Here is a 24,281-nt window from a genome sequence, read left to right as displayed (position 1 = left end):
GCGCATGGAGCATTACGACCTGACCATCATCGGCACGGGCTCGGGCAACAGCATTCTCGACGAGCGCTACGACGGGAAGAAGGTCGCGATCTGCGAGCAGGGCACCTTCGGTGGCACCTGCCTGAACGTCGGCTGCATCCCCACCAAGATGTTCGTCTACGCCGCTGACGTCGCGGACACCATCCGGGCCGGCGCCGAGTACGGCGTCGACGCGCACATCGACAAGGTGCGCTGGCCCGACATCGTCTCCCGGGTGTTCGGCCGCATCGATCCGATCGCCGCCGGCGGCAAGGACTACCGCCGCAACGATCCCCACATCACGGTGTACGCCAGCCACACTCGGTTCGGCCCCAAAACCGCCGACGGCCGCTACACCCTGCGCACCGAAGCCGGTGAAGAGTTCAGCAGCGATCAGGTGGTGATCGCTGCCGGATCCCGCACCTTCATCCCGCCCGCCATCGTGGACTGCGGCGTCACCTACTACACCAGCGACGACATCATGCGGATCCCCGAACTGCCCGAGCACCTGGTGATCGTGGGCGGCGGATTCGTCTCGGCCGAGTTCGCCCACGTGTTCTCGGCTTTGGGCGTGCGGGTCACCATAGTGGTGCGTGGCGACTGCCTTCTGAGCCATTGCGACGAAACGATCTGTCATCGCTTCAGCGAACTGGCCGCCGAGAAGTGGGACCTGCGTACGCATGAGAACGTGATCGGCTCCCATCACGACGGCGACAAGATCGTCCTCGAACTCGACGACGGCAAGACCTTGCACGCCGACATGCTGCTGGTGGCCACCGGCCGGATTCCCAACGGGGACCTGCTCGACGCCGAACTCGCCGGGGTCGAGGTGGACGAGGACGGCCTGGTGATCGTCGACGAATATCAACGCACCACCGCGCGTGGCATTTTCGCACTCGGCGACGTGTCTTCGGATTATCAGCTCAAACATGTCGCCAACCACGAGTCACGGGTGGTGAAGGAGAACCTGCTGCGCGACTGGGATGACACCGAGGCGATGGTGCGCAGCGATCACCGGTTCGTGCCGTCGGCGGTGTTCACCGAACCGCAGATCGCCACGGTCGGTTTGACCGAGGCTCAGGCCCTCGACGAGGGCTACGACTTCGTCACCAAAGTTCAGGCGTACGGCGACACCGCGTACGGCTGGGCGATGGAGGACACCACCGGCATCGCCAAGCTGATCGGTGACCGCAACACCGGCAAGATCCTGGGTGCCCACATCATGGGCTATCAGGCATCGTCGCTCATCCAGCCGTTGATCCAGGCGATGAGCTTCGGACAGACCGCCCATGAGATTGCGAGGGGCCAGTACTGGATCCACCCGGCACTGGCCGAGGTGATCGAAAACGCGCTGTTGGGACTGGCCGAATAAGCCGTACCGCTGAGCACGGGCCGGTCAGGCCCGTGCAGCCCAGCGTTGCTCGATCCGACCGAACCGCCAGATCCCCAGGGCCACAGCCCAGCTCACCACGAAAAGGCCCACGATCGCGAAGCCGACGAACTCCAGATCGGCCGATCCGACGAAGGCCAGCGGCCCCGTGGTGATGCCGAGGCGCTCCACCAGCAGGCCGCTCAACACGATCACCCCGACCCCCAGTGCCACGACCACCGAGAGCACCGTCACGGTCAGGTTGTAGTAGACCTTGCGGACCGGCTGCAGGAACGCCCAGCCGTAGGCCCGCGCCATGAAGATTCCATCCAGGCTGTCGAAAAGGCTCATCCCCGCCGCGAACAACACGGGCAGGACCAGCATGGCGTACCAGGGCAGGGCGAAGGCCGCGGTTCCGGCCGCCAGCACCAGCAACGCCACCTGGCTGGCGGTGTCGAACCCGAGCCCCATCAGGAACCCGACCGGGTACAGATGCCAGGGCTTGTTGACCCGCCGCATCACCCGGCCCAACAGGCGGGCCACGAATCCCCGGCTGTCGAGTTGACGTTCGAGCTCTGCCTCGTCGTACTCGCCGCTGCGCATGGACCGGAAGACCTTGGCGATACCCACCGCGGCAAGCAGATTCGTGACGCCGATCAGGATCAGGAAGGTTCCGGCCACGAGCGAGCCGATCAGCCCCAGGGTCTGCAGCATCGCGGACCCCTCGTCCTGCACCGGCCCGACGAGCGCCCGGATTCCCAGTGCCAGCAGCAGGGCCAGGCCGAACACCACGCTGGAATGCCCGAGGGAGAACCAGAACCCCGCCGACACCGACCTGGTGCCCTCACCGACCAGCTTTCGCGTGGTGTTGTCGATGACGGCGATGTGGTCGGCGTCGAACGCGTGGCGCACGCCCAGCAGATAGGCGGTGACGCCGAGGCCCACCCCGAACACCCCGGCCGAGCCGAGTGTGATGTGCTGCGGCACCACTCCGAAGACGAGTACACCCCAACCGAGGACATGCAGCAGCAGGACGAATCCGGTGACCGCGACGATCGACGTCCAGTCGGAGCGGTCGAAACGGGTTGCCAATCGGGCAGATCGGGCGGTTGCCGGCGATGCACCGATGGTCATCGACCGAGCGTAAGGCGAGCGCTGATATCTGTCCAGATGAACAGATGAGATGGCGCTTCAGCCGTGCCGGGCCCCGATCCAGTGCAGCAGATCGTGCACGGTCTCGTCCCCGAGCCGGTAGTTGACCGTCCGGCCGACCCGAGTAGAGGTGACCCACCCCTGGTCACGGAGCACCCGCAGGGCCTGGGAGACGGCGTTCTCCGAACGGCCGAGGGCGGTGGCCAGATCGCTGACGCAGATCCCCGGTGCCCGGTGCAGACCGAGCAGGATCTCCAGCCGGTGCGGATCCGACAACAGGTCGAAGCGCTGTGCCCACCCTGGGGTGTCGACGTCGGCCAAGGCTGACGACGCGCGTTCGACCTGGACCTCTTTACCGTGGTGGTCCACGATACGAATCTAATCCAGAAAGCCGTGCAGCAACGCCGATGAACCGCCGACGTGGGCCAGCATGGCCTCGGCGGCTCGCTCACTGTCACCGGCCAGGATCGCCATCACGATCGCTTCGTGCTGCTCGTCGGAGTGGGCGATGTTGCGCGGCAACAGCGGAATCTGATCCAGCAGCGCGTTGAGCCGCATCCGATTCTCGGCGACCAGCGGCACCAGCGACGGCGACCCTGCGGCCTCCGCGATGGCGAGGTGCAGCCGCGAATCCAGACGGCGGTAGTCGTCGGGTTCAGCGGCGCGCACATCTGTCAGCCGGGACCACAGCCCCTCCCGCTCGGCTGCGCTCAACGTCCGTCCGGCCGCCATCCGTGCCGCACCGACCTCCAGGATCTCGCGCAGTCGCAATGCGTCGTCGATCTCCTCGCGCGTCGGCCGATGACTGGTCGCGGGAAGTGCAGGCAACTCAGCGGCCAGGAAGGTACCGCCGTACCGGCCCCGCTTGGACACCAGGTAACCGGCATCGGCCAGCGATTTGATCGCCTCCCGGACCGTGTCACGGCTGACGCCCAGGCGGGCAGCCAGCTCACGCTCGGGGGGCAACGACTCACCTGGGCCCAACACTCCCAGGCGAATGGTCTCCAACAACCGGCCGACGGTGTCCTCGAAGGCATTGCCGAGCCGAACGGGACGCAACAGTGCACCCGCGGTCGGCTGCTGAGGATCGGGTTCGGCTGTCATGGCGCGCTACCAGCGTGTCACAGGGGCGTGACGTAGGCGGAACTGATGCCGCCGTCGACGAGGAAGGTCGAACCCGTGATGAACGACGCGTCGTCACTGGCCAGGAAAGCGACAGCCGCCGCAAGTTCTTCGGGCTGCGCGAACCGTCCCAACGGGATGTGTACGAGCCGACGTGCGGCCCGCTCGGGATCCTTCGCGAACAACTCCTGCAGCAACGGGGTGTTCACCGGGCCGGGACACAGGGCGTTGACCCGGATTCCCTGCCGCGCGTACTGCACCCCCAGTTCGCGTGACATCGCCAGCACGCCGCCCTTGGATGCGGTGTAGGAGATCTGGGAGGTGGCCGAACCCATCACCGCCACGAACGACGCGGTGTTGATGATGGAACCCTTGCCCGCGGGCACCATGTGGCGCAGCGCCGCCCGGCAGGACAGATAGACCGACTTCAAGTTGACGTCCTGCACCCGTTGCCAGGCCGGCAGCTCGGTGGTCTCGATCAGGTCATCTTCGGGCGGCGAGATCCCGGCGTTGTTGAACGCGATGTCGACGGTGCCGAATGTGCTTGCCGCAGTGTCGAAGAGATGGTCGACGGCATCCTGGTCGGACACGTCGACACCGACGAACAGCCCGTCGAGTTCCTCGGCTGCGGCCTCGCCCGCGGCGGGGTCGACATCTCCCACCACGATCGTGGCGCCCTCGGCTCGCAGCCGCCGCCCGGTGGCCAGGCCGATGCCGCCGGCGCCGCCGGTGATGACGGCGACTTTGCCGGCCAGACGTTGGGTCAGATCCATCTAAAAGGACTCCTCTGCTCGATCTTCTACGGCGATGAAGACGTTTTTCATTTCGGTGAAAGACAGTGGCGCATCGGGTCCCAACTCGCGTCCAAGGCCGGACTGCTTGAAACCACCGAACGGAGTGTTGTACCGCACCGAGGAGTGTGAGTTGACACTGAGGTTGCCCGCTTCCACCGCCCGGGACACCCGCATCGCGCGCGAGAGGTTGTCGGTCCAGATCGAGCCCGACAAACCGTAGGGAGTGTCGTTGGCCAACGAGATGGCATCGGCCTCGTCATCGAACGGCAGCACGGTCACCACCGGCCCGAAGATCTCGTCGGTCACGGTGCGGTCGGTGCGCTGCGGGGTCAACACCGTTGGCGGGAACCAGAACCCGGGTCCGTCCGGTGCGGTCCCCCGGAACGCCACCGGGGCACCGTCGGGTACGTAGGACGACACCGACTCCCAGTGCGGACGCGATACCAACGGCCCCATCTCGGTGTCGCGCACCGTGGGATCTCCGACGGCGACGCCCTTGACCGCCGGTTCGAGCAGCTCCATGAATCGGTCGTAGACATTGCGCTGCACCAGTATCCGGCTACGTGCGCAGCAGTCCTGCCCGGCGTTGTCGAACACCCCGTACGGGGCGGTGGCCGCGGCCTTCTCAAGATCGCAGTCGTCGAACACGATGTTCGCGCTCTTGCCACCCAGCTCCAGGGTCACCCGCTTGACCTGAGCCGCCGCCCCGGCCATCACCCGCATCCCCACCTCGGTGGACCCGGTGAACACCACCTTGCGGACACCGGGGTGGGTGACGAACCGTTCCCCCACCACCGAACCCCTGCCCGGCAACACCTGGAAGAGCCCAGCCGGCAAACCTGATTCGACGGCAAGCTCACCGAGCCGGATCGTGGTCAGCGGGGTCCACTCGGCGGGCTTGAGCACCACGGCGTTGCCGGCGGCCAGTGCCGGGGCGAAGCCCCACGCGGCGATGGTCATCGGGAAGTTCCACGGCGTGATGATCCCGACGACACCGAGCGGTTCGTTGAACGTGACATCCAAGCCACCGGCCACCGGGATCTGCTTGCCGCTCAACCGTTCCGGGGTGGCGGAATAGAACTGCAGGACATCCCGGACGTGCCCGGCCTCCCACTCGGCCTGCCCGATCGGGTGCCCGGAATTGGCCACCTCGAGGGCGGCCAGTTCATCGATGTGGGTGTCGACGACAGCGGCGAAGGCACGTAGCGCCGCGGCCCGCTCGGCCGGCGCCAGCCGGGCCCACGCCCGTTGCGCCGCGGCGGCCCGCGCCACCGCGTCGTCGACGGCATCCACGTCCAGGAGGTCGACCGTAGTCAGCACCTCTTCCGTGGCCGGGTTGACGACCTGGCTGGAAGTCATGAAACCCTCTCTGTCGCGTAGGTTCTGGCCGCCTCGACCACCGCGGCGAACAGCCGTAGGTCGTCGAGGGTTTCTTCAGGGTGCCATTGCACGCCCAGCACAAACACATCGCCGGGCAGTGCGGGGTCACGTTCTACCGCCTCGATCACGCCATCGGCGTCCCGGGCGCTCACCACCAGTCCTTCGCCGAGCCGGTCGATCGCCTGGTGGTGATAGCACTGCGCGTCGGATGTCTCACCGACCAGATCTGCCAGTCTGGTGTCGGGCACTGTGCGCACCGCCGACGTGCCGAACACCGCGTTGCCCCTCTGGTGGTGGGTGTGCCCGATCACCTCGGGCAGATGCTGGTGCAGGGTGCCGCCCAGCGCAGCGTTGAGCACCTGCGCCCCTCGGCACACGCCGAGCACCGGAATATCGCGTCGCAGGGCGGCTTCCAGCAGAGCGAACTCCCAGGCGTCGCGCTCGGTGGCCGGCTCATTGGTGGCCGGATGGGGCTGCTGCCCATAGCGTGCCGGATCCACGTCCGGGCCGCCCGTGATGACCAGACCGTCGACGCGGTCGAGCACCCGATCGGCAATATCGCGGTCGACCGGCTGCGGCGGCAGCAGCAGTGCGATGCCGCCGGCACGGGTGACACCGTCGAAGTAGACCTGCGGCAGGAAACTCGCCCGCACGTCCCAGACTCCCGTCTGCGCCTGCTGCAGATAGGTCGTCATGCCGATCACCGGCCGCGCGCTCGCACCGCGCATCTCAGAGCCGCTCAAAACCGCGCACCCTTTCCCAGTCGGTCACCGCGGAATTGAATGCCGCCAGTTCGACCCGCGCGTTGTTCAGATAGTGCTCGACGACGTCGTCCCCGAAGGCCGTGCGCGCCACCTCGGACTTCTCGAACAGCTCGGCCGCCTCGGCCAAGGTGGTCGGTAGCCTTTGCGCCTCACTGGCATAGGCATTGCCCGGCAGCGCGGCGGGCAGTTCCAGTCCGTGATCGATGCCGTACAGACCTCCGGCGATCAGCGCCGAAACCGCCAGATACTGGTTGACGTCACCGCCGGGCGCCCGGCATTCGACCCGCATACCGGCCCCGTGGCCGACCACCCGCAACGCGCAGGTGCGGTTGTCCATGCCCCAGGCAATGGCGGTCGGCGCAAAGCTGCCGTCGGCGAATCGCTTGTAGGAGTTGATATTCGGTGCGTAGAACAAGGTGAGCTCGCGCAGTGTGGCCAGTTGACCGGCGATGAAACTGCCGAACATCGACGACATCCCGTGCGGCCCGGCCTCGTCGGCGAATACGGGTGACCCGTCGTCGCCGCGTAGCGAGATGTGGATATGGCAGCTGTTGCCTTCGCGTTCATCGAATTTCGCCATGAACGTCAGGGCCTTGCCGTGCTGGTCGGCGATCTCCTTGGCGCCGTTCTTGTAGATGGTGTGGTTGTCGCAGGTGTTGCGGGCATGGTCGTAGCGGAAGGCGATCTCCTGCTGACCGAGGTTGCACTCCCCCTTGACACCCTCGCAGTACAGCCCGGCGCCCTCCATGCCGCGGCGGATGTCATGCAGCAGCGGTTCCATCCGGGTGGAGGCCATCATCGCGTAGTCGACGTTGTAGTCGCTGGCCGGCGTGAGGTCGCGGTAACCCGCAGCCCAAGCCTCGCGGAAGGTGTTGTCGAACACCATGAATTCGAGTTCGGTGCCGACATAGGGCACCAGCTTCCGCTCGGCCAGACGGTCGATCTGCCGGTTGAGGATGCTGCGCGGCGCCTGCTCGACGGGCCGACCGTCGGGCCACGACAGATCCGCCATCACCAGCGCGGTGCCGGGTAGCCACGGGACCACCCGCAGTGTGCTGAAGTCCGCGGTCATCACCATGTCGCCGTACCCGGTGTCCCAGCTCGACATCGAGTAGCCATCGACCGTGTTCATGTCGACATCGACCGCGAGCAGATAGTTGCAACACTCGGCGCCGTGCGCGGCGACCTCTTCGACGAACAACCGCCCGGAAACCCGCTTGCCCGTCAGCCGGCCCTGCATATCGCAGAAGGCGACGATCACGGTGTCGATCTCACCCGCCGCCACCATTTGCTCCAGGTCGGCCCGTGCCAGCATGCCGGGGTTCTGGCTCATTGCGCACCCTCCTGCCCGTGTGGGATTCGCCGACCAACCGACCGTCCAGCCGACCATTGCGTCGCCGATGACGTGATGATCGTGCACCGAATTAGCATGATTGTCATCCTAAAAGGTAGGACAACAGACCAATAACGTTCTATTGTCCGTGTGCAGCGCAGGGTTCATCCGCTCAACCCGCCCGCATCACGAGGAGCCGCCATGCCCGAGGGGCACGAAGAACTCGCCGAACACCTCACCGACGACGAACAACATCTTGCCAAGCTCGGTTACGTTCAGGAACTGCAGCGGTCCTGGTCCGGCTTCTCCAACTTCGCCATCTCGTTCTCGATCATCTCGATCCTGGCGGGTTGCTTCACCTCATTCGGGCTCGGCTGGAACAACGGGGGCCCGGCCGCCATCGCCTGGGGGTGGCCGATCGTCTCGATCTTCATCCTGATCATCGGGTTCTGTCTGGCCGAACTCGTCTCCGCCTATCCGACCTCGGGCGGGATCTATTGGTGGGCATCCAAACTCGGCGGCTCCAAGGCCGGCTTCTACACCGGCTGGCTCAACCTCATCGGCCTGATCGCAATCCTGGCGTCGGTGTCCTACGGCAGCGCGACGTTCCTGGACCTCACCTTGGGCACGTTCAGTGAATCCTGGCTGGCGAATTACAGCCTGACCCGGGTATTCATCATGTTTCTGATCATCCTGGCGCTTTCGGCGGTGATCAACATCTTCTCGTCACACCTGCTGGCTGTCATCAACAACATCTCGGTGTGGTGGCATGTCGCCGGCGCCACCGCGGTGGTCGCCATCCTGTGGCTGCTCCCCGACCAACACGCCAGTGCCTCCGAGGTTTTCGCCAAGACCATCAACAATTCCGGCATCTTCTCGGGTTCGACTTCCGGTTGGGGCTTCCTGCTGTTCGTGCTCCCGATCTCGGCGATCCTGACCCAGTACACGATCACCGGATATGACGCGTCGGCGCACCTGTCCGAGGAGACCAAGAGCGCCGCCAATGCCGCCGCGAAGGGAATCTGGCAGTCCATCTTCTACTCGGCGATCGGCGGCTGGATCCTGTTGCTGTCATTCCTGTTCGCGGTGCAGAACTCTGACGAGGTGTCGGCCAACGGCGGAGCCGTCGCGACAATCTTCACCCAGGCGCTGACATCGAAATGGGCCGGCGTGGTGCTGCTGATCGCCACCGCGGGTCAGCTGTTCTGCACCACCGCCTGCCAGACCAGCGCATCGAGAATGCTGTTCGCATTCAGCCGGGACCGCGCAGTCCCCGGGCACCAACTGTGGTCGAAGGTCAACGCGACGCGCGTTCCGGCCAACGCCGTGATGATCACCGCGGTGATCGCGGCGATCATCACACTGCCTGCCATCGTGCCGGTGAAAATTCCGGTCAACGGCGTCGAGGTGCCTTCACCGGTGGCGTTCTACGCAGTGGTCTCGATCGGTGTGGTCGGGCTCTACCTGTGCTTCGCGGTACCGATCTACTACCGGTGGAAGGCCGGCGACTCGTTCGAGCAGGGCCGATGGAACCTCGGGAACAAGTACAAGTGGATGGCCCCGGTGGCGATCGTCGAAATCATCGTCACCTCGGTCATCGCCATGTTCCCCACCTCGCTCGGCGGCATGCCGTGGGATCCGAGTTTCCAGTGGAAGTTCGTGAACTACACCCCGCTACTCGTGGGCAGCGTGCTGATACTGCTCTTCATCTACTGGCATGCGTCGGTGAAGCACTGGTTCACCGGCCCGATCAAACAGGTGGACGCCCCGACCGCTGACCTGCCCGGCTGATCACCCCAGCAGTTCACGGATGTCGGAGGCGGAGATGGTCGAGCCGAACAGATCCCCGTCATCGACCACCGCGGCGAACAGGGCCCGCTTGCGGTCCTGCAACGCAACCACCTTCTCCTCGATGGTGTTCTCCGCGACCAGGCGGTAGACGCTGACCGGCCGGGCCTGCCCGATGCGGTGGGCCCGGTCGACAGCCTGTGCCTCGGCCGCCGGGCTCCACCACGGGTCACAGAGGAAGCAGTAGTCGGCAGCGGTCAGGTTGAGCCCGAATCCGCCCGCCTTCAGGCTGATCAGAAATACTTGCTTGGCACCGGCACCGAATTCCTCGATGGCTCTGGCCCTTCCGTCGGAGTCGACGGAACCGTCGAGGTAGCTGTAGGCGATGCCTGCGGAATCCAGATGTGCCCGGACGATGGCGAGGAACCCGGTGAACTGGCTGAACACCAGCGCACTGTGCCCCTCGGCTACCAGCTGATCGAGTTGTTCGACCAGGAAGTCGATCTTGGCCGACCCCACCGAGCGCGCGGAGTCGTCGACCAATCCCGGATGCAGGCTCAGCTGACGCAGCAGGGTCAGTGAACGGAAAATCTGGAACCGGTTCTTCTCCCAGTCCCCCAGCAGTCCCAACACCTTCTGGCGTTCCCGGGCCAGCCGCGTGTCGTAGATCTTGCGATGCTTCACGCTCAGGCCGATGGTCAGCACCTGCTCGGTCTTCGGGGGCAGCTCGGCGAGCACCTGGCTTTTCGTCCGGCGCAGCAGCACCGGCTTGATCCGCCTGCGCAACACCGGTAGCAAATCGTCGGCAGTTCCCGATTCGATCGGCTTACGGAAATATGTCTCGAACACTTTCGGTGACGGGAACAGCCCGGGCACCGTGATCGACAGCAGCGACCACAACTCCATCAGGTTGTTCTCCATCGGCGTGCCGGTGATGGCCAACTTGAACGGCACGTCGAGCAGCCGGGCCGCCTGATGGGTCTTGCTGTGATGGTTCTTGACGAACTGGGCTTCATCGAGAATCATTCCGGCCCAAGGGATTTGCGAATAGGCGGCAACGTCCATACGCAGCAGCGTGTAGGAGGTGACCACGATGTCCGCCGCGGCCACCTGTTCGGCCAACCCCACCGACGCCCGCGCAGCGGTGGAGGTCACCACCGCCGCGTTCAGGCCGGGAGTGAACTTGCGGCATTCGACCACCCAGTTGCGGGCGACGCTGGTGGGCGCCACCACCAGAAACTTCCCGGCTCCACCGCTGACGGCACGCGCGATGAGCGCCAGGGTCTGCACGGTCTTCCCCAGGCCCATGTCGTCAGCGAGGACTCCGCCGATTCCGTTGTCCCACAGGAAGGAAAGCCAGTCCAGCCCGTCACGCTGGTAGTCACGCAGTTCGGCATCAAGGCCCGCCGGCGGTTCGACCGGCACGGGCGGGCGGGCGGCGGCCAAACGCGCCAGATTGGCCCGCCACCGGGCCAGCTGCTCGTCGACGACACCGAGTTCGAGCAGTTCGTCCCACAACGTGATGTTGAGTGATGCGGCGTTGACCCGGTCCCCGTCGATCTCGCCGAGTGCGCGCGCCTCGTCGAGCAGGGCCCTCAGCCGGACCACCTCAGGCGTGTCCAGCCGGAAGTAGATACCCGAAGGCAGCAACATATGCGTTGCGCCGGCGGCCAATTCGCGGATTACCTCGGCCAGAGCCACCGTCTCACCGTCCACGCTCACCGTGACGTTCAGGCTGAACCAGTCACCGGGCAGTGAGGTATCCCCGGAAAAGGACAGGACCGGGTCGGCACCGGCAGCACGGTACCGGCCATCGGCGTCGACGATCAGATCTGCGAAACAGCTCAACTGAGGCAGGGTCTCGTCACACAGCACCGCGGCCTCGACCGCGGTGAGATTCACCCCGCACAGCAGCGTGCGCTGGGACGCCACCGCGACCGCGTCGAGGGAGCTCACGGTATTCACGATGGCCCGTAACTCGTGGACGGCGTCGGTGTCGAGCGTCGTGGAGATGCGACGGTTGACATGCTGCGCTGCTTGACGTTTCCAGTCCTGCGCGGCCGCTGCGACCGCCTGCAGCGCGGGCATCACCCGCTGCCAGAGCTCCTCCTCGGCGGCGGGGTCGCGGTACCCGATCAGGCCGGCCGAGGACACCGGGTCGAAGTCGTGATGCTGATCGTTGACCTCATACCGCGTGCTCCAGAAGACCCGTGCTCCGCCGTCGACGACATTGACGGTCAATGCCGGCAGCGGGCCGGTGATGGTCGGCGGGACGAAGAGCCCGTCGGCGACGTCCATGTCGACGCTGCCGGCCAGCCGCGGCAGGATGTCCACCGCGAGTTCGCGCGCCATGTCGGCTGGGATGTGCACCTGCTCGTGATGCCCCAGTAGTTCGGCCATGGTGCGCCCGGGCACCGGATCGAAGGCGCCCAGCCGTAGCACCGAATCGACGACCTGGAACATCCCGTGGGGCGCCGGCATCCCGATCAGCCCGACGCCGTCGGGATCGCGTTCCTGACCGTCGACGATCAGGGACACCGACATCACGGCACCGCCTCCCCCCTCGGCGGCGAAGTCGAGCCGGAGATGGACGTTCTTGGTCAACTCGACCGCACGAATGTCCGATGCCGGGTCGGCCAGGATGGTGACGCCGGCATCCAGCACCTCGGCGAGCCGCGGCCACAACGTGGCGGGCATCCCGTTGAGCATCATCCCGTCGCCGCTGTGCTGCGGTGAGGAATACCGAACCATCTCCGACACCAGCGCCCGCACCGCCCGGTACTGGTCGTGATCGAACTCGCCGGCGTCGGGATAGTCCGCGAGGCGGCGCCACGTCAATGCCCGGCTGATCCAGGTGCCCCGTTTACCGAGGGTGAGGGGGCGCAGCATCAGCAATGTCCCCGGGCGGTAGCGAGTGGGCGCGCCGATGGAGAATTCCAGCGCGATCGGTTTGCCGCCCTCTGCGGGAAGGGCGACCTCGTCGAGCACCTTGTCGAGCAGGTAACGCCAGCGCTCCGCCGGGGGATGCGCTGAGTCCGAAGGTGCAGCCGTCAGCACCAGAGCGACGGCATGTTTGCAGAACGACCCCACGGGGCATGAACACAAGGCCCACTCGACGACAGCGCGGCTGCCCGGCGACAGGCCGACCTCAAGGACGTAGAGCTGACCATGCGAACCCACACACCGTCCGCGCAGCACCCGGTCGTCGTCATCGAACTCGATGTCGCGGACGCGCCCCTCGGCGGCATAGCGTTCACCACGCACCGTGGACTGTGCGCCGAAATCGCGAATCAGCTCGTCACGGGCTATGCCGAAGCCGAATCCAGGCCTCATGTGAGGAGGATAGAGCCAGCCCCCGACATGTCCTGGCCACACCCCCGACACACCACGGGTGGCGCGCCGCCGACAGATCCTGTGTAGGGTCGAACTGATGTGTGGAGCCGCCGGGGAGGTGCGTCTCGATGGCCGGACACCGGATATTTCAGCGGTGTCGGCCATGGCAGACGCGATGGCGCCCAGGGGTCCGGACGCGGCCGGTGTGTGGTCGCAAGGCCGGGTCGCGCTGGGTCACCGCCGCCTGAAAATCATTGACCTGACCGAAGCGGGCGCCCAGCCCATGGTCGATCCCGAATTGGGGTTGACCGTTTGCTGGAACGGCTGCATCTACAACTACCAGGAGCTGCGCCGGGAACTGTCCGGGCACGGCTACCGCTTCTTCTCGCACAGTGACACCGAGGTGTTGCTCAAGGCCTATCACCACTGGGGTGACCGGTTCGTCGAACATCTGATGGGCATGTTCGCGTTCGCCATCGTCGAACGTGACACCGGCCGGGTGCTGCTGGGCCGCGACCGGCTGGGCATCAAGCCGCTGTACCTCACCGAGGACGCCCACCGGATCCGGTTCGCCTCGTCGCTACCGGCGCTGCTGGCCGGCGGCGGTGTCGACACCAGGATCGACCCGGTCGCACTGCACCACTACCTCACCTTCCATTCGGTGGTGCCGCCTCCGTTGACGATCCTGCAGGGCATCAAGAAGGTGCCGCCCGCTTCCGTGGTCGCGATCGAACCCGACGGCACCCGGCATTCGACTGTCTACTGGTCACCGGACTTCACCCGGCACTCCGACCGGGCCGACTGGTCGGACAAAGACTGGGAGGACGCCGTACTGGAGTCACTGCGGCGCGCTGTCGAGCGTCGCCTCGTGGCCGACGTGCCGGTGGGGTGCCTGCTGTCGGGCGGGGTCGATTCCAGCCTCATCGTCGGCCTGCTCGCCGAGGCCGGCCAGCACGGGCTGTCCACGTTCTCGATCGGCTTCGAGTCGGTGGGCGGGGTTGCCGGTGACGAGTTCCAGTACTCCGACATCATCGCCGAGCACTTCGAAACCGATCACCACCAGATCCGGATCGGGACCGACCGCATGCTGCCCGCCCTCGACGGTGCGATCGGCGCGATGAGCGAGCCGATGGTCAGCCATGACTGTGTGGCCTTCTACCTGCTCAGCCAGGAAGTGTCCAAGCACGTCAAGGTGGTGCAGTCCGGACAGGGCGCCGACGAGGTGTTCGCCGGTTATCACTGGTATCCGCCGATGGCCGAGCCGGGCGCGGCAAGCCTGGACGGTTCGGTGGCCAGCTACCGGAGCGCGTTCTTCGACCGTGACACCACCGCGGTGAGCGCCCTGATCAGCGACGCATACCGGGCCGAGGGAGATCCCAGCGGGGTGTTCGTCTCCGATCACTTCGCCGCGGCGGGCGCCCAGACCGGTGTGGACCGGGCACTGCGCCTGGACACCACGGTGATGCTGGTCGACGATCCGGTGAAGCGGGTCGACAACATGACCATGGCGTGGGGGCTCGAGGGCCGGGTGCCGTTCCTCGATCACGAACTCGTCGAGCTGGCCGCCACGTGTCCGCCCGGCCTCAAGACCGCGTACGGGGGCAAGGGTGTGCTCAAACAGGCTGCCCGCCGGGTGATCCCGGCAGCAGTGATCGACCGGCCCAAGGGGTACTTCCCGGTCCCGGCGCTCACCCACCTTGAGGGGCCGTACCTGGATCTCGTTCGCGACGCGCTGTATGCGCCAGAGGCCAAGGAGCGCGGTCTATTCCGCCCCGAGTCCGTCGACCGGCTGCTGGCCGATCCGAACGGCAAGCTGACCCCGCTGCGCGGCAACGAGTTGTGGCAGATCGCGCTGCTCGAGTTGTGGCTGCAACGCCACGGAGTGACGGGGGCCGCGGCATGACCGCCACCGACCATGACGCGTCGGCCTCGGCACTGGAGCCCGACCACACCGAGGCGATCACGCTCGGGTTGCACGATGCCTCACCTCAGCACCTGGTCGATGCCATGGCCGACGACGTGGTTCTCGAATTGGGCTGGGGCCGGCTGATTTTCGGGCAGACCTTCGCCGACCCTGAGCAACTCGCCGAGGTGCTACAGCAGGAAGGTCCGGGCCGCCGCGACATCTGCATCTACGCCCGCGAATCGCATGTCCTGATCGCCCGCTCCCCCGCGGAGCTGTTCATCGACCCCAGTCACACTTACCGGCTGCGGTTCACCGATGAGCTCACCGCCGCCGACCCCGTCGGGTTCACCGTGCGCACCCTGCAGACACCGAGCGACGCCGACGCGATGAATCGGGTGTATGTGCGGTGCGGGATGGTGTCCGCACCCGTGGACGTCATCTGGCACAACCACACCCTCACCCCGGCCGTGGTCTATCTGGTCGCGGTGCGTGACGACGACGGCAGCGTGGTGGGCACCGTCACCGGTGTCGACCACAAGCGCTTGTTCGCCGACCCCGAGGACGGGTCGAGCCTGTGGAGCCTGGCGGTCGACCCAGCGGCCGGACTGCCCGGCGTCGGCGACGCGCTGACCCGGACGCTGGCCGGGATCTTCCGTGAGCGGGGCCGGGCATACCTGGATCTGTCTGTGGCCCATGATAATTCCGCCGCCATCGCGCTGTACGAGAAGCTGGGTTTCCATCGGGTCCCGGTACTGGCCGTCAAACGCAAGAACGCGATCAACGAGCCGTTGTTCACCCATCCTCCGGAGACCGTCGACGATCTGAATCCGTATGCCCGCATCATCGCCGACGAGGCGATGCGTCGCGGTATCCGGGTCGAGGTGCTCGACGCGGGCGCCGGCGAGATGCGGCTGTCGCACGGTGGCCGCAGCGTCATCACGCGAGAGTCACTCTCGGAGTTCACTTCTGCGGTGGCCATGGCCCGCTGCGACGACAAGCGGCAGACCAGACGGATCGTCTCCGACGCCGGCATCTCGGTCCCCAAGGGCCGGCTGGCCACCTTCGACGGTGAGGATCACGAGTTTCTGGCCGAGGTCGGCGATGTGGTGGTCAAGCCCACCCGCGGCGAGCAGGGCAAGGGCATCACCGTGGGGGTGGACGGCAGCGACGAGTTGGACGCGGCGCTGCACCGGGCCCGCGAGCAGTATCCAGAGGTGCTGATCGAGCAGCGCGCCGCCGGCGACGATCTTCGCCTGGTGGTGATCGACGGCAAGGTGGTGGCTTCGGCGATCCGCAAGCCCGCCGAGGTGGTCGGTACCGGAAAACACACGGTGCGTGAGCTCATCGAGACGCAGTCCCGGCGCCGGGCTGCTGCCACCGGCGGGGAATCGCGCATCCCGATGGACGACGTCACCATGGGAACAGTTGCCGACGCCGGCTGGTCATTCGACGATGTGCTGCCCGAGGGCGAGCGTCTGCGGGTGCGGCGGACGGCCAATCTCCATCAGGGCGGGACAATTCACGACGTCACCGCGGAGGTGAACCCCGAACTGTGCCGGGTCGCCGTGACCGCGGCCGAGGCGATCGGCATTCCGGTCACCGGGATCGACCTGCTGGTGCCCGATGTGACGGGCCGCGATTACGTCTTCATCGAGGCCAACGAACGCCCCGGGCTGGCGAACCATGAGCCACAGCCCACCGCAGCGGCGTTTGTGGATTTCCTGTTTCCGCAGCAGCCGGGGTTGCCGCAAGCCTGGACACCTTCGGAGGCGGCTGACTGAGCGCCCGCGCGAAGGCAGGCCGCCGACCCTAGAACACCGTGGCGGCTGACTGAGCGCCCGTCACCAGCTACTGGTGCGGAGCACGATCTCGGCAGCCAGCTGCGCGGTCGAATCGCCGGCGTTGCGGCGGCCCGCAATCTCAACCAGCCGGAAGTCGCCGTACACATAGCGCTGGCTGGCCTTGGCCACCGCGCGAGCCGCGGGAGTGCTGACCAGCACGGTGGTGTTCATCTCCACCGGCGGGCATTCGTCGTCGCGGATGACGCCGGTGGCGTCGGCGACACGAGGGTGACCGCGATCCACCACCACCAGGCCGATGAACTTGTCCAACCGCGTCGCGGCCAATTCCCAGGCGAGTTCTCCCCCGAGTCGGTCGCCGACCAGGAGCGCCCATTTGATGTCCAAGGAATCGAGGATGCCCACCACCGACTTGGCGGTCAGGCGAGGGTCGGGGCCGATGATCACAGTGCGCAGTGACGCGGTGTGCAGGCGCCGGCAGATCGGCTCGTAGGCAGCGGGGCCGTGATGGCCGGCGCTCAGCACCACCACGGTGGAACCCTTCTCGGGTCCCGAGACGTCGACGGGTGTGGTGTATCCGTCGATCGTCGCGACGGTCGTAAGCATTCGGACAAACTACCGTCCAGTAGCGGCGAGCGGGCCGGAATCACCATTGTCTTGACGCCTGCGTCAGCGGGTGGCCAGACGGTCGGCCTGGTGGCTGAAAACGTCCAGAAACGTCTGGGGCAATACACCTTTGGCGACAATCGACGGATCCGGGGTAGGGAACGCAATGCCCAAAACCGCCCAGTTGCCGACATTTTCGAAAGCGAAGAAGATGCTCTGCTCACTCGCTCCCAGCCGCATGGTCTGCTGATATGCCAGCGCCGAAGCGTGCGGTGCGGCCAGCTTGGTGGTGGTCATCGGAATGCCGCTCTCCGACGGATCGAAGTAGGTGGAGAACTCTGCGCATCGCTGCGCGGTGGCGGCCAGCCGGTCCAACGGCAGCGGTGAGGTCAGCACGGTCAGCACGATGCGCGCTCCGTCGTAGGCCGCGATGAGCTGCGCAGCACTGCCCGGGCCCCGCTCGGCGGATTCGGCGATCACCCGGGTGAGCCCGTCACTGCATCCCTCCGGGGTGGACAACATCGGTGGCGGTCCACCCGAGCCCCCCGGACCGGCGCCGTCATCGGTGACCCGATCGACCTGCACGCCGGGCGGGAAGTCGGCGCGTGTCAGCAACACCTTCTCCAGCGTGGCGCCGGGCCAGGTGGGCGATCCGTCGACCACGGGCGCACAGCCGGCCACCATCGCCAGGGCGGCCAGCCCGACTGAAGTTGCCACCCATCGGTGGCACCGAATCATCTGCCCAGGTTACCGAGGTGGACCGAGGAGCGCAGTGCTCATGGTGGGCCGTGGCGGAGCCCCGTGCCGCACCAGGTCCATCACGGCCTCGGTGTCGAGATGGGCGGCTAGCAGGTCGGCCATCAGGTCCAGCTGCGCATCGCGCCGACCCCGTACGTCGATGTCGTCAGCAACCACGAACCCGGTGCGGCCGGCACTATGGGCGATCTCGGTGAGCCAGGCGCGGCGCAAATGATCGTTGTCGAGCAGGCCGTGCCAGTGGGTGCCGTAGACCGCGCCATCGCGCAGCCCGACGCCGAGCCAGTCCTCTGCGGCTGCGCGGGTCACCTGCCCATGATGAATCTCATAGCCCCACAAGGGTTTTTCCCAGTGCCGCAGGGTCTTCTCGGGCGCGAACTCGATGTCGGCGTCGAGTAGTCCCAACCCCTCGACGGACACGGCTCCGGCTGCGCCGGCCTCGACGGCGTCGTCGATGCGACCGCACAGCATCTGGAACCCGCCACACACCCCGAGCACGGGCCGTCCCTGCGCGGCGTGCGCCAGGATGGCTTCCGCCAGGCCGCGTTGCCGCAACCAGGCCAGGTCGCTGACGGTGGCCTTGCTGCCGGGGATCACCACGAGGTCGGCCCCGGTGAGTTCGGCGGCATCGGCGACCCAGCGCACCACGACGCCCGGTTCGCAGGCCAGGGCCTCGATATCGGTGGAGTTGGAGATGCGGGGCAGCCTGATCGCGGCGACGGTGAGTGTCTGCGCCCCACGGGGTGGTTGGGGTGTGCCCACCATGCCGCCGGGCCGGACCGACAACGAATCCTCGGTGTCGAGCCAGATTCCGTCATCGAACGGGATCACGCCGTAGGTCGGGCGACCGGTCAGCTCGCGCAGCTGATGCAGGCCAGGTTCGAGTAGGGCCGGGTCACCGCGGAACTTGTTGACGACGAATCCCGCGATGAGCGCTTGGTCCTCGGGTTCCAGGACGGCCACCGTGCCGTGCAGGTGGGCCAGCAGACCGCCGCGGTCGATGTCGCCCACCACGATGACCGGCAGGTCCGCCGCGCGGGCGAGCCCCATGTTGGCCAAGTCGGTGGCGCGCAGGTTGATCTCGGCCGGTGAGCCGGCCCCTTCACAGATCACCACGTCGAATTCGGATCTCAGTGAGGCCAATTCGTCAGCGACGACCGCGCCGAGCCGGTCCCGGTGGGTGAAGTAGTCGCCTGCGGCCACGGTTCCGGCCACCTGGCCGCGGATCACCAGCTGCGACGTACGGTCCCCGCCGGGCTTGAGCAGGATGGGGTTGAACCGGGTACTGGGTGCCAGCCCCGCAGCCCTGGCCTGCATAGCCTGAGCGCGGCCGATCTCGCCGCCGTCGACGGTGACCGCCGAGTTGTTCGACATGTTCTGTGCTTTGAACGGCGCCACCGACAGACCTTTGCGGGCCAACAGCCGGCACAGCCCCGCCACGACCATCGACTTGCCGGCATCGGAGGTGGTGCCGGCGACCAGGAGCGCGCCGCTCATCTTCCCTGCGCGAGCAGACACAAAACTGCCCTATTTCCGCCCGAATGGGGCGGTTTTATTGGGGGCCCCTCCCGCTTGCGGGGGACTGCTCGCGGAGAGAGTGTCACGGCAGGGTGAGGATCTCGGCACCGTCCTCGGTGACCACCAGAGTGTGCTCGAACTGAGCGGTCCACTTGCCGTCCTTGGTCACCACAGTCCAGTCGTCGTCCCAGATCTCGTAGTCCAACGACCCGAGGTTGATCATCGGTTCGATGGTGAAGGTCATGCCCGGTTCCAGCACGGTCTCGACGGCGGGCTGATCGTAGTGCAGCACCACCAGGCCGTTGTGGAAGGTCGTGCCGATGCCGTGGCCGGTGAAATCGCGAACAACGTTGTAGCCGAACCGGTTTGCGTAGGCCTCGATCACCCGGCCGACGATTGACAGGGCACGCCCGGGCTTGACCGCCTTGATGGCGCGCATGGTCGCCTCGTGGGTGCGCTCGACGAGCAGCCGGTGTTCCTCGGAGACGTCGCCGGCCAGGAAGGTGGCATTGGTATCGCCGTGTACGCCGTCGATATAGGCGGTCACGTCGATGTTGACGATGTCACCGTCCTCGATCACGGTCGAGTCCGGGATGCCGTGGCAGATCACCTCATTCAGCGACGTGCAGCAGGATTTGGGAAATGCCTTGTAGCCCAACGTGGATGGATAGGCGCCGTGATCGACCATGTAATCGTGGGCGATGCGGTCCAGCTCATCGGTGGTGACGCCGGGCGCCACGGCCTTGCCGGCCTCGGCCAGGGCGGCAGCCGCGATCCGTCCCGCGACGCGCATCTTCTCGATCACCTCGGGTGCCTGCACCCACGGTTCGCTGCCCTCCTGCACCGTCGACTTCCACGCGTACTCGGGCCGCGGGATCGACTTGGGAACCGGCAGGGTCGGTGACTGGACGCCGGGGCGCAGGGCGGTACGAACGGGCATGTGGACAGCTTAATCGTCGGCCCACCCGCACGGTCTCCAGTGCTGTGCGGATCGGCGGCGGTGACACCGTAGGAGAGCGGTCCTCTCGGCAACCGGTAATGGTGTTACCGTACGGGGATGATTGAGGCACGGCGATGACCGAAACCGTTCATGTGCTGCAACTACTGGACTACCGCGAGGTTGAGTCGACCGCGGACCGCCTGGTGCTGGAGATGGACAACCGGCCCGACCTCGCCAATGTCCGCGGCGCCCTGCAGGGCGGGCTGGTGGCCACCCTGATCGATATCGCCGCGGGCATGCTGGCCGGCAATGCCAGCGGTGTCGGTTATGACGTGACGACCGCCGATCTCAACATCCACTTCCTGGCCCCGATCATGGGCACGGCCCGCGCGGAGGCGAAGGTGGTGCGGGCCGGCAAACGGCTGATCGTGACGTCGGTCGATGTCACCGACGTCACCCGCGATCGGCTCGCCGCTCGGGCGACCCTGACGTTCGCGGTGCTCGAGCCGCGTTGACATCAGGTCCGGCGCAGCATCAGCTTCCAGTTCCGGCGCGGCCCACGGACATCCACCGAACCGCACACCACCTTGCCGGTGAGAATGATGTGCGGGGTGCCGTCGGCGGGTGCGTCGCGGCGGTGATCGTCGGCGCTGCCCACGATCACCTCGACATCGTCGATCGACGCGCTGGCCCCTTCGGGCAGCCGGATCTCCAGGGACCCGAATTTCATATCCAGCTCGATGACCACCATCGGCCCGGCGAACCGGGCCCGGGTCAGGTCCAGCTCGACCGAACCCATCCGGCGCACCAATGCCAGCCGGGTCGGAACCGTCCATTCACCCTGGCGTTTCAGCGAACCGAGCACACCACGCAACTCGACGCGGTCGGTGGCGGTGGTGACGATCGCTCCGGGCCCGGGCAGGTCCCCCACCAACGCATCGAGGTCCGAATGCAGCCGGGCGTGCGACACCATCGCCGAACGCTCCTCGAACTCGGCGATGTCGATCAGGCCGAGTGCGACAGCGTTGTGCAGCCGTCGCAACGTGCCGTTGCGATCGGCATCGGAGATGCGCAGCTCCACGGATTGTTCATTGATCCCGGTCATGACAGGTTCAACGGTACCGCCGTTCAGGCCAGGTAGGCCGGGGGCAGGCCATCGAACATGGTCTTGCACATCCGCACCGCGTACTCCGAACTGCCGCCGCCGACGATCAACGCCGCAAACGCCATGTCCCCGCGGTAACCGGCGAACCAGGAGTGCGAACCGCCCATGAACTCGGCCTCACCGGTCTTGCCGCGCACATCGCCGAGTCCGTTGAGGTCCTTGGCCGTCCCGTTGGTCACCACCAGCCGCATCATCGGCCGCAATCCGTCGATCATCTTCGGGCTGATCGGACTACCCGCGCGGTCGACCATGGTCTGGCGACCCTCGATGAGTTGCGGCACCGGCGTCCGGCCCGCTGCGACCGTCGCGGCCGCCAGCGCCATGCCGAACGGGCTGACCAGCACCTTGCCCTGGCCGAAACCATCCTCGGTGCGCTCGGCCAGGTCGACCGTCGGTGGCACCGAACCGGTCAGCGTGCTGATCCCGTCCACTTGATAGTCGGTGCCGATGCCGTACCGGGCGGCGGCCTGGGTGAGACCGCGCGGAGGCATCCGGCTGGCCAGTTCACCGAAGGTGGTGTTGCACGAATTGGCGAATGCCCGTGACATCGGCACCGTGCCGAGATCGAATGCGTCGTAGTTGGTGACGGTCCGGTGCCCGATGTCGAGCGTGCCAGGACACCCCAAAAGAGTGTTGGGCGTTGCCATGTCACGCTCGATGGCCGCCCCCGCGGTGATCATCTTGAACGTCGAACCGGGCGGGAACTGCCCCATGGTGGCAAGCGGTCCGACGGCGTCGGCGGCCCCGTTCTGCGCGACCGCCAGGATCTCGCCGGTGGACGGCTTGATCGCGACGATCATCGCCTGCTTGCCCGTGGTGTTGACCGCGTTCTGCGCCGCGTCCTGCACAGCGCGGTCCAGGCTGATGGTGATCGACGGTGCCGGGTCGCCCGACACCTCGTTGAGCACGTCGACGTCGACGCCGTTCTGATTGACCGTGACCACCCGCCAGCCCGGCTGCCCGTCGAGCTGGTCGGCCACCGACTTCTTGACCTCGTTGACGATCGCCGGGGCGAAAGTTTCGTCGGTGGGCAACATTTCGGGCTGCGGGGTGATGACGACGCCGGGCAGCCGGCCGATGGCGGGCGCGATCCGGTCGTTATCAGCCTGCCTCAGCGTGATCAGGCTCATCGGCTGCGCAGATGCGCTGGCCTGCTCGGCGAGCCGCTGCGGATCCCCCAGGGCGGGGTCGAATCCCCGCAGCGCGTCGGCGACCGCCCGGGACGTGGGCATCAGCGCCGCACCGGCCGCTCTGGCGTCGAGTGCATAGGAGTAGATGTAGCCGGGGACCAGCACATCGGTACCACCACGCTCGTTCACCGATGCCCGTCGTGGTGCGTCGGCCCGCAACGCGAAAGTCTGGTGCTCACCCAGCCTCGGATGCAGTCCGGTGGCGCTCCAGCGCACCTGCCACTGGCCCTCGTCGCGGATCATGTTGAGCTGTCCGTCGTAGGTCCAAGTGCGGTTCTTCGGCAGGTGCCACGTGTAGCGGTAGGCGACGCTGCCGGTGTCTCCGGCGTACTTCGAACCCAGGATCTGCGCATCGAGTCCGGTGGCCTGCAAACCGTTCCACGCTTCGCCGAGGGCAGTCTTGGCATCGTCGGGCCGGTCGGCCATCACCGCGGCGGCCGCAGTGTCACCAGTGGCCAGTGCCGCGAAGAACTGTTCGGCGGCGGGCTCGGGCCCGTCGGGCCGCGGGGTGCAGGCACTGAGCGCCGTCGCCCCGAGGACCGCGATGACCGTCAGCAGGCCCGCGGTCCGTGTGACTGATGATGTTTGAGTTGCCATTGAGGCTGATGTTAGAAACGTGCGCGCCGGTTTCGTCGGAGGCGCACCGATACCGAACCGAGACTGTGGTGAGACCGACCGGTGGCCCGCTTCATACGTCCAGTGCGCTCAACAGGATTTCGAGGCCGCGCCGGAACTCCTCGTCGGGTCGCATGCCGCAGGCCTCCGCCGCGGTTTGCGACAACAACGGATATTCGCTCGTGGGCAAACTCGCCAGTGCCTGAGTGCCTGCCCCGGTCAGGCTGCCCAGCATCTCGATCTCGAGCGCTCCGAAAATGTAGGCGAGCAGCGCCCGGAACGCATGGACCCGTCGTCTGCCGTCATATCCGGCGGCGGTGAGCACGCCGAGCACCGATTCCCCCCAGCACAACGACGCCGGCGAGCGGTGCCGGTGTGTGAGTATCAGCGGTGCCACTGCGGGATGCCGTGCGGTCGCATTGCGCACACGCTCAGCGAGTTCGGCGAGCTGGTGTCGCACCGATCCGCGAGGCAACCCGGGATCGACCCCGTCGAGCACGAGGTCCACCACCATGGCTTCGAGCGCGTCGCGATCGGCGACGTACCGGTACAGCGACATGGTGCCGATGCCCAGCCGACGAGCGACCGCACGCATCGACAACCCCGCAAGACCGTCGGCGTCGACGACCTCCAGCGCGGCGGCGGCAACCTGACCTTGGGTGAGTGAACGTGGACGAGGCATGGCATTGACAGCGTACACCGTACGCTTATAGGCTCGTAGCGTAGGCGTACA

General features: G+C 66.6%; 20 protein-coding genes. 5 read left to right on the top strand and 15 right to left on the bottom strand.

What is annotated here, in order from left to right; translation table 11 throughout:
- The first annotated feature begins 4 nt into the window (after nucleotides 1–4).
- Complete coding sequence (mtr, locus tag ACZYZF_RS00815; RefSeq protein ID WP_463834283.1) at nucleotides 5–1,390, top strand: mycothione reductase; 1,386 nt, start codon at nucleotides 5–7, stop codon at nucleotides 1,388–1,390.
- 24 nt (nucleotides 1,391–1,414) lie between these two features.
- Here the strand turns inward: mtr and nicT are convergent, their stop codons facing one another.
- The 7 genes from nicT to ACZYZF_RS00780 are packed head-to-tail and all read right to left on the bottom strand — an operon-like array spanning nucleotide 1,415 to nucleotide 7,932.
- Complete coding sequence (nicT, locus tag ACZYZF_RS00810) at nucleotides 1,415–2,521, bottom strand: Nickel transporter NicT (protein WP_463745464.1); 1,107 nt, start codon at nucleotides 2,519–2,521, stop codon at nucleotides 1,415–1,417.
- A gap of 57 nt (nucleotides 2,522–2,578) precedes the next feature.
- Nucleotides 2,579–2,908 (bottom strand): ArsR/SmtB family transcription factor, encoded by a 330-nt coding sequence (locus ACZYZF_RS00805; RefSeq protein WP_463745463.1) that lies wholly within the window; start codon nucleotides 2,906–2,908, stop codon nucleotides 2,579–2,581.
- Between the two features lie 9 nt (nucleotides 2,909–2,917).
- Nucleotides 2,918–3,643, bottom strand: coding sequence for a FadR/GntR family transcriptional regulator (locus ACZYZF_RS00800; protein ID WP_463745462.1), 726 nt, complete (start codon nucleotides 3,641–3,643; stop codon nucleotides 2,918–2,920).
- A gap of 17 nt (nucleotides 3,644–3,660) precedes the next feature.
- On the bottom strand, nucleotides 3,661–4,434 hold the full coding sequence (locus ACZYZF_RS00795; RefSeq protein ID WP_463745461.1) for a 3-oxoacyl-ACP reductase: 774 nt from the start codon (nucleotides 4,432–4,434) through the stop codon (nucleotides 3,661–3,663).
- Nucleotides 4,435–5,814 carry an aldehyde dehydrogenase family protein gene (locus tag ACZYZF_RS00790; RefSeq protein ID WP_463745460.1) on the bottom strand — a complete coding sequence of 460 codons (1,380 nt, stop codon included), beginning with the start codon at nucleotides 5,812–5,814 and terminating at the stop codon, nucleotides 4,435–4,437. It lies immediately after the preceding gene.
- Nucleotides 5,811–6,563, bottom strand: coding sequence for a gamma-glutamyl-gamma-aminobutyrate hydrolase family protein (locus ACZYZF_RS00785; RefSeq protein ID WP_463745965.1), 753 nt, complete (start codon nucleotides 6,561–6,563; stop codon nucleotides 5,811–5,813). The genes ACZYZF_RS00790 and ACZYZF_RS00785 overlap by 4 nt, the downstream gene beginning before the upstream one ends.
- Before the next feature lies 1 nt (nucleotide 6,564).
- Nucleotides 6,565–7,932, bottom strand: coding sequence for a glutamine synthetase family protein (locus tag ACZYZF_RS00780; protein WP_463834282.1), 1,368 nt, complete (start codon nucleotides 7,930–7,932; stop codon nucleotides 6,565–6,567).
- A gap of 201 nt (nucleotides 7,933–8,133) precedes the next feature.
- Between ACZYZF_RS00780 and ACZYZF_RS00775 the strand changes: the two genes are divergently transcribed.
- Nucleotides 8,134–9,723, top strand: a complete 1,590-nt coding sequence (locus ACZYZF_RS00775; RefSeq protein ID WP_463745458.1) for an amino acid permease — start codon at nucleotides 8,134–8,136, stop codon at nucleotides 9,721–9,723.
- Here ACZYZF_RS00775 and ACZYZF_RS00770 read toward each other — a convergent pair whose 3' ends face one another.
- Nucleotides 9,724–13,053 (bottom strand): DEAD/DEAH box helicase, encoded by a 3,330-nt coding sequence (locus ACZYZF_RS00770; RefSeq protein ID WP_463834281.1) that lies wholly within the window; start codon nucleotides 13,051–13,053, stop codon nucleotides 9,724–9,726.
- A gap of 97 nt (nucleotides 13,054–13,150) precedes the next feature.
- On the opposite strand from ACZYZF_RS00770, the gene ACZYZF_RS00765 reads away from it, so the two are divergent.
- The gene (locus ACZYZF_RS00765; protein ID WP_463745456.1) at nucleotides 13,151–14,956 is read left to right on the top strand and encodes an N-acetylglutaminylglutamine amidotransferase; all 1,806 of its coding nucleotides are present in this window, start codon (nucleotides 13,151–13,153) and stop codon (nucleotides 14,954–14,956) included.
- Nucleotides 14,953–16,740 carry an N-acetylglutaminylglutamine synthetase gene (ngg, locus tag ACZYZF_RS00760; protein WP_463745455.1) on the top strand — a complete coding sequence of 596 codons (1,788 nt, stop codon included), beginning with the start codon at nucleotides 14,953–14,955 and terminating at the stop codon, nucleotides 16,738–16,740. Before ACZYZF_RS00765 ends, ngg begins: the two co-directional genes overlap by 4 nt.
- A gap of 60 nt (nucleotides 16,741–16,800) precedes the next feature.
- Here the strand turns inward: ngg and ACZYZF_RS00755 are convergent, their stop codons facing one another.
- The 4 genes from ACZYZF_RS00755 to map form a co-directional block, all read right to left on the bottom strand.
- Complete coding sequence (locus ACZYZF_RS00755; RefSeq protein WP_463745454.1) at nucleotides 16,801–17,364, bottom strand: alpha/beta fold hydrolase; 564 nt, start codon at nucleotides 17,362–17,364, stop codon at nucleotides 16,801–16,803.
- A gap of 63 nt (nucleotides 17,365–17,427) precedes the next feature.
- Complete coding sequence (locus ACZYZF_RS00750; RefSeq protein WP_463745453.1) at nucleotides 17,428–18,102, bottom strand: hypothetical protein; 675 nt, start codon at nucleotides 18,100–18,102, stop codon at nucleotides 17,428–17,430.
- Between the two features lie 9 nt (nucleotides 18,103–18,111).
- On the bottom strand, nucleotides 18,112–19,617 hold the full coding sequence (locus ACZYZF_RS00745; protein WP_463745452.1) for a cobyric acid synthase: 1,506 nt from the start codon (nucleotides 19,615–19,617) through the stop codon (nucleotides 18,112–18,114).
- Nucleotides 19,618–19,720: 103 nt separating this feature from the next.
- Complete coding sequence (gene map, locus ACZYZF_RS00740; protein WP_463745451.1) at nucleotides 19,721–20,578, bottom strand: type I methionyl aminopeptidase; 858 nt, start codon at nucleotides 20,576–20,578, stop codon at nucleotides 19,721–19,723.
- Nucleotides 20,579–20,712: 134 nt separating this feature from the next.
- Between map and ACZYZF_RS00735 the strand changes: the two genes are divergently transcribed.
- Entirely contained in the window at nucleotides 20,713–21,093 is a 381-nt protein-coding gene (locus ACZYZF_RS00735; protein WP_463745450.1) for a PaaI family thioesterase, read from the top strand.
- A gap of 2 nt (nucleotides 21,094–21,095) precedes the next feature.
- On the opposite strand, the gene ACZYZF_RS00730 is transcribed toward ACZYZF_RS00735, so the two are convergent.
- From ACZYZF_RS00730 to ACZYZF_RS00720, 3 genes are all read right to left on the bottom strand, one after another.
- Nucleotides 21,096–21,683 (bottom strand): DUF1707 SHOCT-like domain-containing protein, encoded by a 588-nt coding sequence (locus ACZYZF_RS00730; protein WP_463745449.1) that lies wholly within the window; start codon nucleotides 21,681–21,683, stop codon nucleotides 21,096–21,098.
- A gap of 23 nt (nucleotides 21,684–21,706) precedes the next feature.
- Nucleotides 21,707–23,530, bottom strand: coding sequence for a penicillin-binding transpeptidase domain-containing protein (locus ACZYZF_RS00725; protein WP_463745448.1), 1,824 nt, complete (start codon nucleotides 23,528–23,530; stop codon nucleotides 21,707–21,709).
- A 91-nt stretch (nucleotides 23,531–23,621) separates the two neighbouring features.
- On the bottom strand, nucleotides 23,622–24,230 hold the full coding sequence (locus tag ACZYZF_RS00720) for a TetR/AcrR family transcriptional regulator (protein WP_463745447.1): 609 nt from the start codon (nucleotides 24,228–24,230) through the stop codon (nucleotides 23,622–23,624).
- Nucleotides 24,231–24,281: the final 51 nt, after the last annotated feature.

The sequence above is a fragment of the Mycobacterium sp. IDUB_24 genome, from assembly GCF_055419385.1.
This window is presented reverse-complemented; position numbering and strand designations above follow the sequence as displayed.

Coding starts and splice junctions, on each gene's coding strand:
- mtr (WP_463834283.1), top strand. CDS start 5: ATGGAGCATTACGACCTGACCATCATCGGCACGGGCTCGGGCAACAGC.
- nicT (WP_463745464.1), bottom strand. CDS start 2,521: ATGACCATCGGTGCATCGCCGGCAACCGCCCGATCTGCCCGATTGGCA.
- ACZYZF_RS00800 (WP_463745462.1), bottom strand. CDS start 3,643: ATGACAGCCGAACCCGATCCTCAGCAGCCGACCGCGGGTGCACTGTTG.
- ACZYZF_RS00795 (WP_463745461.1), bottom strand. CDS start 4,434: ATGGATCTGACCCAACGTCTGGCCGGCAAAGTCGCCGTCATCACCGGC.
- ACZYZF_RS00790 (WP_463745460.1), bottom strand. CDS start 5,814: ATGACTTCCAGCCAGGTCGTCAACCCGGCCACGGAAGAGGTGCTGACT.
- ACZYZF_RS00785 (WP_463745965.1), bottom strand. CDS start 6,563: ATGCGCGGTGCGAGCGCGCGGCCGGTGATCGGCATGACGACCTATCTG.
- ACZYZF_RS00780 (WP_463834282.1), bottom strand. CDS start 7,932: ATGAGCCAGAACCCCGGCATGCTGGCACGGGCCGACCTGGAGCAAATG.
- ACZYZF_RS00775 (WP_463745458.1), top strand. CDS start 8,134: ATGCCCGAGGGGCACGAAGAACTCGCCGAACACCTCACCGACGACGAA.
- ACZYZF_RS00770 (WP_463834281.1), bottom strand. CDS start 13,053: ATGAGGCCTGGATTCGGCTTCGGCATAGCCCGTGACGAGCTGATTCGC.
- ACZYZF_RS00765 (WP_463745456.1), top strand. CDS start 13,151: ATGTGTGGAGCCGCCGGGGAGGTGCGTCTCGATGGCCGGACACCGGAT.
- ngg (WP_463745455.1), top strand. CDS start 14,953: ATGACCGCCACCGACCATGACGCGTCGGCCTCGGCACTGGAGCCCGAC.
- ACZYZF_RS00755 (WP_463745454.1), bottom strand. CDS start 17,364: ATGCTTACGACCGTCGCGACGATCGACGGATACACCACACCCGTCGAC.
- ACZYZF_RS00750 (WP_463745453.1), bottom strand. CDS start 18,102: ATGATTCGGTGCCACCGATGGGTGGCAACTTCAGTCGGGCTGGCCGCC.
- ACZYZF_RS00745 (WP_463745452.1), bottom strand. CDS start 19,617: ATGAGCGGCGCGCTCCTGGTCGCCGGCACCACCTCCGATGCCGGCAAG.
- map (WP_463745451.1), bottom strand. CDS start 20,578: ATGCCCGTTCGTACCGCCCTGCGCCCCGGCGTCCAGTCACCGACCCTG.
- ACZYZF_RS00735 (WP_463745450.1), top strand. CDS start 20,713: ATGACCGAAACCGTTCATGTGCTGCAACTACTGGACTACCGCGAGGTT.
- ACZYZF_RS00730 (WP_463745449.1), bottom strand. CDS start 21,683: ATGACCGGGATCAATGAACAATCCGTGGAGCTGCGCATCTCCGATGCC.
- ACZYZF_RS00725 (WP_463745448.1), bottom strand. CDS start 23,530: ATGGCAACTCAAACATCATCAGTCACACGGACCGCGGGCCTGCTGACG.
- ACZYZF_RS00720 (WP_463745447.1), bottom strand. CDS start 24,230: ATGCCTCGTCCACGTTCACTCACCCAAGGTCAGGTTGCCGCCGCCGCG.